This window comes from Sphingomonas sp. (assembly GCF_964263785.1).
Lineage (GTDB): Bacteria > Pseudomonadota > Alphaproteobacteria > Sphingomonadales > Sphingomonadaceae > Sphingomonas.
This window is the reverse complement of the sequence record NZ_CAXVWL010000106.1, coordinates 1-12138: the sequence shown is the minus strand read 5'-3', so window position 1 is coordinate 12138 and position 12138 is coordinate 1. Positions and strand designations below refer to the sequence as shown.

General features: G+C 66.0%; 10 protein-coding genes and 1 pseudogene. 4 read left to right on the top strand and 7 right to left on the bottom strand.

The window, feature by feature from the left end; genetic code table 11:
* A pseudogene (locus ACE5C1_RS14095) lies at positions 1 to 339 on the bottom strand (NADP-dependent malic enzyme); the annotation flags it as partial.
* 98 nt (positions 340 to 437) lie between these two features.
* Here ACE5C1_RS14095 and ACE5C1_RS14090 point away from each other — a divergent pair.
* From ACE5C1_RS14090 to mutS, 3 genes are read left to right on the top strand one after another with little or no spacing between them, the layout of a single operon-like run.
* The gene (locus ACE5C1_RS14090; RefSeq protein WP_374944705.1) at positions 438 to 710 is read left to right on the top strand and encodes a hypothetical protein; all 273 of its coding nucleotides are present in this window, start codon (positions 438 to 440) and stop codon (positions 708 to 710) included.
* Positions 703 to 987 (top strand): type II toxin-antitoxin system RelE/ParE family toxin, encoded by a 285-nt coding sequence (locus ACE5C1_RS14085; RefSeq protein WP_374944704.1) that lies wholly within the window; start codon positions 703 to 705, stop codon positions 985 to 987. Before ACE5C1_RS14090 ends, ACE5C1_RS14085 begins: the two co-directional genes overlap by 8 nt.
* Before the next feature lie 17 nt (positions 988 to 1004).
* Positions 1005 to 3590 carry a DNA mismatch repair protein MutS gene (gene mutS, locus ACE5C1_RS14080; protein ID WP_374944706.1) on the top strand — a complete coding sequence of 862 codons (2586 nt, stop codon included), beginning with the start codon at positions 1005 to 1007 and terminating at the stop codon, positions 3588 to 3590.
* A 215-nt stretch (positions 3591 to 3805) separates the two neighbouring features.
* On the opposite strand, the gene ACE5C1_RS14075 is transcribed toward mutS, so the two are convergent.
* The 4 genes from ACE5C1_RS14075 to ACE5C1_RS14060 all read right to left on the bottom strand — a co-directional run bounded on the left by ACE5C1_RS14075 (position 3806) and on the right by ACE5C1_RS14060 (position 5577).
* Complete coding sequence (locus tag ACE5C1_RS14075; protein ID WP_374944703.1) at positions 3806 to 4000, bottom strand: helix-turn-helix transcriptional regulator; 195 nt, start codon at positions 3998 to 4000, stop codon at positions 3806 to 3808.
* Between the two features lies 1 nt (position 4001).
* Positions 4002 to 4367 carry a hypothetical protein gene (locus tag ACE5C1_RS14070; RefSeq protein ID WP_374944702.1) on the bottom strand — a complete coding sequence of 122 codons (366 nt, stop codon included), beginning with the start codon at positions 4365 to 4367 and terminating at the stop codon, positions 4002 to 4004.
* A gap of 267 nt (positions 4368 to 4634) precedes the next feature.
* Positions 4635 to 4943 (bottom strand): HigA family addiction module antitoxin, encoded by a 309-nt coding sequence (locus tag ACE5C1_RS14065; RefSeq protein WP_374944701.1) that lies wholly within the window; start codon positions 4941 to 4943, stop codon positions 4635 to 4637.
* Between the two features lie 298 nt (positions 4944 to 5241).
* On the bottom strand, positions 5242 to 5577 hold the full coding sequence (locus ACE5C1_RS14060; protein WP_374944700.1) for a DMT family protein: 336 nt from the start codon (positions 5575 to 5577) through the stop codon (positions 5242 to 5244).
* A gap of 308 nt (positions 5578 to 5885) precedes the next feature.
* On the opposite strand from ACE5C1_RS14060, the gene ACE5C1_RS14055 reads away from it, so the two are divergent.
* Positions 5886 to 8633 (top strand): [protein-PII] uridylyltransferase, encoded by a 2748-nt coding sequence (locus ACE5C1_RS14055; RefSeq protein ID WP_374944699.1) that lies wholly within the window; start codon positions 5886 to 5888, stop codon positions 8631 to 8633.
* A gap of 55 nt (positions 8634 to 8688) precedes the next feature.
* Here the strand turns inward: ACE5C1_RS14055 and ACE5C1_RS14050 are convergent, their stop codons facing one another.
* Both ACE5C1_RS14050 and infC read right to left on the bottom strand, forming a co-directional pair.
* Positions 8689 to 11571, bottom strand: coding sequence for a TonB-dependent receptor (locus ACE5C1_RS14050; RefSeq protein ID WP_374944698.1), 2883 nt, complete (start codon positions 11569 to 11571; stop codon positions 8689 to 8691).
* 230 nt (positions 11572 to 11801) lie between these two features.
* A partial coding sequence (gene infC, locus ACE5C1_RS14045; protein ID WP_374944697.1) for a translation initiation factor IF-3 occupies positions 11802 to 12138 on the bottom strand: 337 nt, incomplete at its 5' end.

The window sequence follows — 12138 nt, the reverse complement described above, 5'->3', positions numbered from 1 at the left end:
GTCGATCGAATCGACGTCGGCGAAGCGCTTGAACAGCACCGCCTTGCCCTCCATCACCGGCTTGGAGGCGAGCGCGCCGAGGTTGCCGAGCCCCAGGATGGCGGTGCCGTTCGAGATCACCGCGACCAGATTGCCCTTGGCGGTATAGTCGTAGGCGGTGGCGGGATCGTCGTAGATCGCCTTGACCGGCACCGCGACACCCGGCGAATAGGCCAGCGCCAAGTCGCGCTGGGTCGCCATCGGCTTGCTGGCGACGATCTCGATCTTGCCCGGCCGCCCCTCCGAATGGAACAACAGCGCCTCGCGCTCGGAGAATTGGAGGTTGGTTTCGTCGGACATGCGTTCGGCTCCCGGGGACGCTTGAGGCTCTAGGCGGTTTGACGGGGCGCTTTCAAGCGGCGCTAGGCAGGGGGGCGCGGTAGCGGTATAGCCTCGGCATGGACAATGGCTCGCACGGCGCGCGGCGCGAATACGATATGGACGTCGAGCGGTGGCACGATGGCGAACCGCCGCTCGACCTGTCGCATCTGCCCCCCTGCCCCGGTATCCCCTATACGGACGAAGAAGTCGCTGCATCCCTTGCGCGGGCCCGAGCCGACGTCGCCGCCGGCCGGGTCTATTCGAATGCCATAGTCGGAGAATGGCTTTTGACATGGGGAAAGCCGGGTCGAAAGCCCTTCAAGGAGTGGCTCGCGGACACGCATGGCTGAGGTCATCTGGTCGGAGGCAGCCTCCGAACAGCTCGACGAGATCATCGCTTATATCGAACAATTCGATCCCATTGCCGCCGATCAGATCGCGATCCGCTTGTACGCGCTGTCACAAAGCCTGTCGGTATTCCCGAACCGCGGTAGGCCCGGCCCCGAGGACACGCGTGAGATGGCGACGGTACCCCCCTACGTCCTGATTTACGAAGTGCTCGGCGATCGAGTTGTAGTTCTCGACGTCCACCACGGACGTCGACAGCCTCGTCGCTTCAAACGATGACCACCGCTCCAACCCCGATGATGGTCCAATATCTCGCGCTCAAGGCCGAGGCGGGCGACAGCCTGCTGTTCTACCGGATGGGCGACTTCTTCGAGCTGTTCTTCGACGACGCGCGGATCGCCGCCGCCTGCCTTGACATCGCGCTGACCGCGCGCGGCGAGCATGACGGCGGCAAGATCCCGATGTGCGGCGTCCCCGTCCACGCCGCGACCGCCTATCTCCAGCGGCTCATCAAGGCCGGCCACCGCGTCGCCATCGCCGAGCAGACCGAGAGCCCAGACGCCGCCCGCAAGGCGCGGGGGAGCAAGGCGCTGGTCAACCGCGCGATCGTCCGCTTCGTCACCGCAGGCACGCTGACCGAGGAGGCGTTGCTCGACGCGCGCACCGCGAACTGGTGCGTCGCTATCGGCGAAGTCGGAGGACAAGTCGCGCTCGCCGCCGCCGACGTATCGACCGGGCGGTTCGAGATCGTCGAGACCGATGCCGCCGGGCTGTCCGCCGAGCTCGCGCGCCTGGCGGCAGCGGAGGTGGTTGCAAGCGAGGCCAGCGCCTTCGCCGACGCCGCTACGACGCTGCGCCCGGGCGCCGACTTCGACAGCGCAGGCGGCGAAGCGCGGCTCAAGCGCCTGTACGGCGTCGCCACGCTCGACGGCTTCGGCCAGTTCGGGCGCGCCGCGCTGGCGGCGGCGGGCGGGCTGGTCGCGTATCTGGAGCATGCCGCCACCGGCGCGATGCCCTTTCTCCGCGCGCCAGTGCTCGCCGCGACCGGCGCGACGATGGCGATCGACGCGGCGACACGCGAGAGCCTGGAGCTCACCTGCACCACGAGCGGGCAGCGCAAGGGGTCGCTGCTCGACGCGGTCGACCGCACCGTCACCGGCGGGGGCGCGCGCGCGCTGGCGGCGGACATCGGCGCACCGCTGATGGATCGCGCCAGCATCGACGCCCGCCTCGACCTCGTCCGCTTCCTCCACGACGATGCGGGGCTGCGCGAGACGCTCCGCGCCACCCTGCGCGCGCTCCCCGACGTCGGCCGCGCGCTCGGGCGGCTCGCGGCAGGACGCGGCGCCCCGCGCGATCTCGGGCAATGGCGCGACGGCCTCGACGGCGCATGGAGCCTCGGCGAACGGTTAGGCAAGGCGAGCGACCCCCCCGCCCTCCTTGCGGACCTCGCCCCCCGCCTGCGCGGCCACGGCGCGCTCATCGACCTGCTCGCGCGCGCGCTGGTCCCTTCCCCGCCAATCGAAGCGTCGGACGGCGGCTACATCGCTGCAGGCTACGACGCCGCGCTCGATGACCTGCGCGATGCGGGCGCAGGCGGCCGCCGCGCCATCGCCGCGCTCGAAGCCGAGTTCCGCGCGAAAACCGCCACCCCCGCCCTGAAAATCCGCCACAACGGCGTCCTCGGCTACCACGTCGAAGTCCCCGCCCGCGCCGCCGACCCGCTGATGGCGGCGGACAGCGGCTTCACCCACCGCCAGACGCTCGCCGGGGTCGTCCGCTTCAACACCCCCGCGCTCCACGACGTCGCGATGAAGGTGTCGCAGGCCGGAACCCACGCCCTCGCCGCCGAAGCCGCGCACTTGGAGGATTTGACCGCCACCGCGCTCGCCACCCGCGAAAACATCGCCGCCACCGCCGACGCCCTCGCCCGCCTCGACGTCGCCGCGGGTCTCGCCGAACGCGCTGCGGAGGGCGGGTGGACCCGCCCCACCCTCGTCGACGAACCCTGTTTCGAGGTCGAAGGCGGCCGCCACCCCGTCGTCGAAGCCGCGGTCGCGAAGGCAGGCGAACGCTTCGTCGCCAACGACTGCCTGCTCACCCCGGACTCGCGGCTATGGCTCGTCACCGGCCCCAACATGGGCGGCAAGTCGACCTTCCTGCGCCAGAACGCCGCCATCGCGGTCCTCGCCCAAGCGGGCAGCTACGTTCCCGCCACCAAAGCCCGCATCGGCCTCGTCGACCGCCTGTTCAGTCGGGTCGGCGCGTCGGACAATCTGGCGCGCGGGCGCTCCACCTTCATGGTCGAGATGGTCGAGACCGCCGCGATCCTGGCACAAGCGACCCCGCGCAGCTTCGTCATCCTCGACGAGGTCGGCCGCGGCACCTCGACCTACGACGGCCTGGCCATCGCCTGGGCGGTGGTCGAGGCGATCCACGACGACAACCACTGCCGCTGCCTGTTCGCCACCCACTATCACGAGCTGACCCGCCTGGCGGAACGCTGCGAAGCCCTGACCCTCCACCACGTCCGCGCACGAGAATGGAAGGGCGACCTCGTCCTCCTCCACGAGCTCGCCGACGGCCCCGCCGACCGCAGCTACGGCCTCGCGGTCGCGCGCCTGGCAGGCATAGCCCCGGCGACGGTCGCGCGCGCGAAGGCGGTCCTCGCCAAGCTGGAAGCAGGCCGCGCCAAGACCGGCGGCTTGGCGGCAGGCCTCGACGACCTCCCCCTCTTCGCCGCTGCGGTGCAGGCGGAAGAAGCCGAATGCGACGCGATCCGCGCGGAAGTGGAAGCGCTCGACCTCGATGCCCTCACCCCGCGCGAGGCGCTCGACACGCTGTACCGGCTGAAGGCACTGGCGCGGCAATCGGAGGGGTGATGGTGGGGCAATTTCCACACTTCCGTGGCGATTAGGGCTCAGCAGCGATCCCATCACTTTCGGGCCTTCGAAACAGGAAGCCTACCCTCATGCGTGCGCAGCTTTACCGCCCTCCAGGCATACGGTTTTTGCATCGAGGAACCGCTTCTCGCAAACGATCGAGTTTCAGGAAAGAGAAAGCCTTCCCAAAACCCGTCGCGAAATCATTTGAGAAGCTATATCGAGAGCGAAAAAAGCTCCTCCACCGTTGTTCCGAGGTGACGCGCGAGTTTCAGCGACAAGGTTGTCGAAGGCACGAACACGCCATTTTCTATCGTATTGATCGTCTTGCGGGTTACGCCGACTTGCTCGGCGAGCTGCTGCTGCGTCAGTCCTGCGCGCGCCCGGTGATCGCGCAGGTTCGGCGTCAATTCACTTCCCGACATGTTCGAACCACGCGAACGTCAGCGCCGCGCCGATGATGGCTGCGGCGAGCGAGATCACTGCGACTATCTGTGCTGCCATGCCGATTGCGGAAGGCTGAAATGCCGTGGCAGCCAGACCGGCCAGAGCGATACCGAAGCCCACCTGTGCCGCTCGATGCTGGTTCAGTCGGACCAGTTCGTCATTCAACAACGATCGTTCGTGCTTGGACCACCGCAGCAAGCCAGGGGTGCCGAACGTCCAGACGAGGCACGCGATCAGGAATACCGCCATGATAAAAAACGGACGCGTCCATAGGTCTGCTTCGTGACCAGTAACCGCAAAAGCGGTGAAGCCGATGGCCGCTATGGCCATTAGCAGCACGTTGCGGCCTCGGCGATCGGCGAAAGAGTTGGCGCCTTGACGTGACATATGATCCTCATGTAACGCGAAGGTTACTAGTAACCTTCGCGTTACATAGCAAGCGTCAAATCGTTGCCGCGTTCCCGTTTGGGAACGACGAACGAGGAGGCCCGCCCCGCTGCGGGCTTTTTGCCGATGGCAGAGCGGGTCTTTCCCGGAATCTGTTCCCAATCCACTTTTCCCAAAACGATCGCACATCGACGGGAAAACGGGAAAGGGTCAGGCCGCTTCGAGTGTTGGAATCCGGGCGAGGATATCTTCATCCTTTACGGCCTGCACACGCAGGTTATAATTGCGCTGCATGTTCAACCAAAACTCCGGTTTGGTGCCGGTGGACTTGCCGATCCCGAGCGCCAGGCTGGGCGTGATATCCTGCTTCTCGGCGAGGATGTCGTAGAGGGTCTGCCGCGACACCTCGAGCAGCCTGGCGATCTCCGCCTCGGTCTTGTTCAACGCCGGCAGAATATCCTCGCGAAACATCTCGCCGGGGTGCATGGGGGCGAGGCCGGATACGAGCGGGTTCATCATCTGTCTCCTGTCCGATGGCGTCGCGCCCGGACCGTCATCATGCTTCTGTATCAGCCCCATGTGCAACAGGTGCTCCGGCTCGTTTGACCGATATCAGCCCTGCGTCCAAGCTCCCTGTCCTACAACCCGCCACCTATGCAACCATCGGCGCAAGGCGAGTTCGCCTCGATCATGGCTCGTTCTCATCGATGCGAAACGGTAACGATCGGCGCCGATCGGCACACGTTCACGCATCAACCAGCGTCAACGTTTTCACGATCGTGGATGCAAACACGCCGCCTCACACCAGATATTGCGGTCACCGCCCTACGAACAGAAACCCCACCGCCGCCATGATGCACCCGAACGCCGCCGCGTGCCGCCAGTGCAGCGGTTCGCCGAGCGCGGTCACCATGAACACGCCGAACACGACCAGCGCGATCGCCTCCTGCACCACCTTCAGCTGCCCGGCCGACCAGCCGTTGGCATAACCGATCCGGTTGGCCGGCACCGCCAGGCAATATTCGAACAGCGCGATTGCCCAGCTGATCGCGATGACGGTCGGCAGCGGCCAGTTCATCCCGCCCTTCAGATGCCAGTACCAGGCGACCGTCATGAACACGTTGGAGGCGATGAGCAGCAGGATCGTGGGCATGGCGAGGCCCATGCCACGCCGCGGCCGGCCGCACACCGTCCTTCACTCAGCGCCGCTTGCAAAGTTGGAAACCGCGTGACCTAACCGCAGACACCAGTCTTTCTCATCGTCATCGCGCAGCCATCCGTGCGGACGGCAGCCCGCACCCGAGCGCAAGGCATCGCATTGGCTTTACCTTAGCCTGTACTTCCAAGTCCCCCGCGGCCCTGCGCAGCCCGGCAAAAGCTCCAAACCACGTTACCTTCGTTACCTTCGCGGCAGACCGCCCGAACACTGCAATTTTAAATAACACCCTTATCTAGATAGCCATGCCCAGCCGTTTCGAATCGATCCCCAACCGCCGCGCGATCGTCGACCGCCGCCTGCTTGCCGAATCGCTGGCGGCAATCGACGGCACCGATCGCGCCGCGCTCCGGCGCCAGGCGACCGTGCTGCTCAAGGATGCGCTGGCGCAGGGCCGCGCCGAGATCGACCGGCGCTTACTCGCGCACCCCTCGCGCGGGCTCGAAGCCGCGGGCGGCCAGGCCTATCTGGTCGACCAGCTGCTGCGCGTCCTGTTCGACTTCACCGTCACCCGCCTCCATCCCCTCGCCAACCCGACCGCCGCCGAACGCCTCGCCCTGATCGCGGTCGGCGGTTATGGCCGCGGCGAGATGGCGCCCTATTCGGATGTCGACATCGGCTTCCTGACACCCTGGAAGCAGACGCCCTGGGCCGAAGGCGTCATCGAATCGATGCTCTACGCATTGTGGGACCTCGGCCTGAAGATCGGCCACAGCAGCCGCTCGCTCGACGAGATGGTGCGCCAGGCCAAGGCCGACGTGACGGTGCGCACCGCCTTGCTGGAGGCGCGCTACGTCGTCGGCGACACCACGGTGTACGACGAAGCCTCGCGGCGCTTCAAGGCCGAGGTCCAGGCCGATACCGCCCGCCAGTTCGTCGCCGACAAGCTCGCCGAACGCAACGCGCGGCACCTGAAGATGGGCGACACCCGTTACGTCGTCGAGCCCAACGTCAAGGAGGGCAAGGGCGGGATGCGCGATCTCCACGCGCTCTTCTGGATCGGCAAATACGCCTACGACGTCCAGCGCGCCGCCCAGTTGGTCGAGCGCGGGCTGTTCACGCCCGCCGAATACCGCCGCTTCCACCGTGCCGACAATTTCCTGCTGGCGGTGCGATGCCACCTCCACGCGATCGCGGGCCGTGCCGAAGACCGTCTGACCTTCGATCTGCAACGCGAGATCGCGGTGCGCATGCGCTTCTCCGACCGCCCGGGCAAGTCGAAGGTCGAACGGTTCATGCAATACTACTTCCTCCAAACAAAGATCGTCGGCGACCTGACCGGCGTCTTCCTGGCGCACCTCGACGAGACATTCGCGGCGCGCGGGCGGCGGTTCGGCCTGCCGACGATCCGGCGCAAGCCCGGCCGCCTTCACGGCTTCGTCCTCGACCGCGGCCGCCTGGCGCTGCCCCGCGACGATTTCTTCACCGAAGAACCGGTGCGGCTGATCGAGCTGTTCGCGCTGGCCGACAAGCACGGGCTCGAAATCCACCCCTTGGCGATGCGTGCGGCGGCGCGCGACGTGAAGCTGTGCGACGACATCCGCGGCGATGCGCGCGCCAACGCCCTGTTCCTCGACGTCCTCGCCTCGCCGCGCGATCCCGAGCTGGTACTGCGCTGGATGAACGAAACCGGCGTCTTCGGCCGCTTCGTTCCCGACTTCGGCCGGGTCGTCGCGCAGATGCAGTTCGACATGTACCATCACTACACGGTCGACGAGCACACCATCCGCGCGATCGGCCTCCTGTCGCAGATCGAGCGCGGGCTGCTCAAGGACGACCACCCGCTCGCCACCGCGATCGTCCGCCAGATCGTCTCACGCCGCGCCCTGTATATCGCGGTGCTGTGCCACGACATCGCCAAGGGGCGCGGCGGCGATCATTCGGTGCTCGGCGCCGAGGTCGCGCGGCGGCTGGCGCCGCGGCTCGGGCTGAGCGCGGCGGAGACCGAAACCGTCGCCTGGCTGGTCCGCGCCCACCTGCTGATGTCGGCGACCGCGTTCAAGCGCGACCTGTCGGACTTCAAGACCATCCTCGACTTCTGCGAAGTCGTGCAGAGCCCCGAACGGCTGCGGCTGCTGATGCTGCTGACCGTGGTCGATATTCGCGCGGTCGGCCCCGGCGTCTGGAACGGCTGGAAGCGCCAGCTGCTCGCGACCCTCTACGAAGCCGCCGAGGAGGTGCTCCGTCTCGGCCACAAGCAGAAGGGCCGCGGCGAGCGGGTCGCGGCCAAGCAGGACGCGCTCAGGGCCGCGCTCGGCTGGACCGACACGGCCTTCGCCGCCCACGTCCGCCGCCTGGCCGAACCCTATTGGGTCGCCGAACCCGACGACGTGCTCGCGCACAATGCCCGGCTGATGGCGGGCGCGACGGACGCGCCGCTGGCGATCGACGCGCAGGTCTATGCCGAACGCGGTGCGACCCTAGTGACGATCTACGCCGCCGACCATCCCGGCCTGTTCTACCGCATCGCCGGCGCGATCCATCTGGCGGGCGGCAACATCATCGACGCGCGCATCCACACCACCCGCGATGGCATGGCGATCGACAATTTCCTAGTGCAGGACCCGGTCGGGCGGCCGTTCGACGATGCCAAGCAATTGGCCCGGCTGAAGCGCGGCATCGAGGATGCGCTGGCCAATCGCGGCAAGCTGGCCGACCGCCTGACCGCGCGGCCGCTGTCGCGCCACCGCGCCGAGGCGTTCGAGATCGCGCCCAACGTGCTGATCGACAATCGCGCCTCGAACCGCTTCACCGTCGTCGAGGTCAATGCGCGCGACCGCCCCGCGCTGCTCAACCAGCTTGCCCACGCGCTCTTCCAGTCGAAGGTGACCGTTCACTCCGCCCACGTCGCCACCTACGGCGAGCGTGCGGTCGACATCTTCTACCTGACCGATCTGACCGGCGACCGCATCGACAATCCGGTAAGGATCAAGACGCTCGAGCGCCGCCTGCTCGCGGCAGCGGCTGGCGAGCCCGAGGAACTGGCGGCGTAGACGCGCGAAGGGCCGGCCCGCTGGGTGCGGACCGGCCCTCCGAAGTGTCAAACGATCAGAACCGCGAGCGCAGCGTCACGCCGTAGGTGCGTGGCTCGGCGAGAAATGCCGAATACAGCGCGTTGCTGGTCGTGCCGAACGCCTGGGTGTTTGCCACCGAGCCAGCACCCTGGAACGGCGTGTTGAATGCGACCTGGATGTAGTTCTTGTTGAACACGTTCTGCGCCCACAATTCCAGTGCCCAGATCTGGTCGCGCCCGCGCAGGCCGATGCGGGCATTGACCACCGCGAAGCCGTCCTGCTTCTTCTCGGGCGCCAGGTCCGAGCCGGTGTTGTAGTCGGAAGTTAGCCGGCTATCGACGTAGAGCAGCCCCGACAGGCCGTTCGATCCGATATCCGGCGTGAACGCGAACGACGTGGTGACGACGTTCTTGGGCGCATTCGAAAGCGGGCTGCCCGGCAGCAGGAACAGCGCGGGATCGAGCGCCTCACCCTGCGAACTGCCGACTAGGTTGTTGCGGAAATGCGTGTCGGCATAGGTATAGCCCGCCGAGAAGGTGATCTCGCGAATTGGGTTGAGCGTTGCCTCCAATTCGACACCTTGGGAGATCACGCCCGGCCGGTCGGCATTGCCGACGCAACCGCCGGTGCCGGGAACCGCGCCGGCGTTGTCGCGGTCGGCGCCGTTCAGGTCGTTCTTGCAACCCTGTACGTTCTGGACGACGAAGATCGACCCGTTGAAGGTGTTAAGCTGAAAGTCCTTGAACTCCTCGCGGAAGGCCGCGACGTTCAGCGTGAACTTCGGCAGGTTCAGCTTGGCGCCGATCTCGTAGTTGTTCACCTTCTCAGCGTTGAAGCGCAGACCAGGCGCATCGGCATTGGTGCGCGGCGAGAACACGCCGTTGGGGCCGCCCAGATCGGAGCGGTCGAGGTTGTAGCCGCCCGCCTTGTAGCCCTTGGCATAGGACGCATAGGTCAGCAGCTGCGGAATCGGCTTCCACGACAACACCGCCGTACCGGTGAACTCACCGTCCTTGAAGCTGTCGCGAAGATCGAGCGCGTTCAGCGATGTCGAGGAATTGCCCGTGCAGGTGAGCGTGACAATACCTCCGATGACCTGCCGCGCGGCACCCGGAATGGCCGCATTCGCAACGAGCGGCGACAACGCGGCCTGCTGCGCGGGGCAGATCGCATTGTTGTTGTTGAAGTCCGCACTGAACGTTTTCTTTTCATGCGTGTAGCGCAGGCCGCCCGTTACCGACAGCGTGTCGGTGAGATGGAAGATGTTGTGGGTGAAGAACGCATAGTTCTCGCTGCGCTGACGATAGAGCGAGCCGGAATCGCCGACGTTGTTAACGTTGTACAGATTGTTGAGGCCACCGATGACCGCAGCACCCAATGCCGGACCAAAGGCGGCGGCGCTGGTCAGCGTCGCGCGACCCGCCGCGCTGAGGCAGCCCGCCTGATTCTGGTCCTGAAGCACGGCCGCCGGATTGATCGTGGCGACGATCCGGCAGGCGGCGAACTGGCCGTATTGAGCACCGAAGACGACGTTATCGACGAGCTTCAGGTTTTCCTTTGAGTAGAAACCCCCGACGAGCCAGTCGAGCTTGTCGCCGAACAGCGATCCCTGGAGACGCGCCTCCTGCGTGAAGGTGTGGAACTGGCGATAGGCGTTGCCGTCGCCGGCACGGTGGGTCAGATCGACGTTGGTATAGTCGACGTCGCCGGCGTTGCCCGATTTGTATTCCCGATATGCAGTGATCGAGGTCAGCGTCGCCCCGCCCAGATTCCAGTCGGCCTGGAGCGAGCCGCCGTAATCCTTGGTCTTGTTGCGAAACGTCTGCCCCGGTGTCACCGTCACCTGGCGGTTGAACGGATCGGGAGTCACCCCTGCGAGCGGATAGACCGCGCCTTGGCGGCGCAGGATGTCGACGATCCGGTTCGACGTGCCATAGGCGACCGCGCCGTCGGTATTGACGGTGCTGCCATTGGCGTTCGCGACATTGGTGGCAGGTGTCGGGTCGGTGGTCTCGTTCTGGCTGTAATACACCGCGCCGCAGCAGCTTTCGTTGCGGCGGGTGTAATCGCCGATCAGACGGAAGGTCAGGTCCTCGGTCGGCTTGAACAGCAATTTGCCGCGCACGAAATAGCGGTCTCGGTCGTTGACGCGGCTTTCGCTGCCGCCGCCCGCGGTGACGTTCTTGTAGAACCCGTCACGGTTGACGTAGACACCGTCGACACGGAAGGCGAGCTTGTCGCCGATCAGCGGCCCGGTGATGCCCCCGGAGGCGCGATACTGGTCGTAATTGCCGTAGGTCGCCTCGGCATTGCCATGCCAGTTGAACTCGGGCTCACGTGTGATGATGTTGATGAGGCCGGCGCTCGCGTTGCGGCCAAACAGCGTACCCTGCGGCCCGCGCAAGACTTCGACGCGCTCGATCTCGCCGAGTTCGTTGAGGCCGACGCCAGTGCGGCTGCGATAGACGCCGTCGATGAACACCGCGACCGAGCTTTCGAGCCCGGGATTGTCGCCAACGGTGCCGATGCCGCGGATACGGGCGGAAGCATTCGATTCATTGCCGGTCGACGAGATCAGCAGCGACGGCGCGAGCTGGTTAAGCGAGCGGATGTCGTTGCCCCCCGAATTCTGCAGTGCCTGCTGGCCGACCGCCGACACCGCGATCGGCACGTTGGACAGCCGCTCAGAACGCCGCGTCGCGGTGACGACGATGTCGCTGGTGTTCAGCGACTCCGCTGCGGGCGCGGCGGCATCCGTCGAGCCGGGCGTCTGCCCTGCGACCGATCCGGCAGCCACACCCTCCGACGAAGCGGGTGCCTGCGCCGGCGCGGTCTCGGCGCCGGCGGGCACCTGAGCGACGGCGGGGGACGCGACGACTATAGCGGCGACGGACAAAAGGAACGCGGTGGCACGCATCGGCTTCACTCTCCAGAATACGATTCGAATGATCGGTATCGTGCGCCGGTAGGGCGGTGAGCAGGCGTGCGTCTACGGATTTCTCTTGAGGTATGGGCTTTTCAAACGGGGTGTCGCCAAAGCGCCACACCGGCGACACACCTTTTCAGCAAACACATGATCGAGCCCGGCGGCGAACTGCCGAGCATGCGAAATGAGGCCACTACGATCTGCCGCATAGGGCAGCGAGCTTACTTGGGCGCGAGGACCATCAGCATCTGACGGCCTTCCATGCGCGGGTATGCCTCGATCTTGGCGACCTCCGCGACATCCTCCTGCACGCGCTTGAGCAAGTTCATGCCGAGCTGGCCGTGGCTCAGCTCGCGACCGCGGAAGCGCATGGTGACCTTTACCTTGTCGCCTTCACCGATGAACTCCTCCACCTTTTTCATCTTGGTGTCGTAGTCATGGTCGTCGATGTTCGGACGCATCTTGATCTCCTTGATCTCCTGCGTCTTCTGCGACTTGCGGGCGAGGTTCGCCTTCTTCTGCGCCTCGTACTTGAACTTGCCGACGTCGAGGAACTTG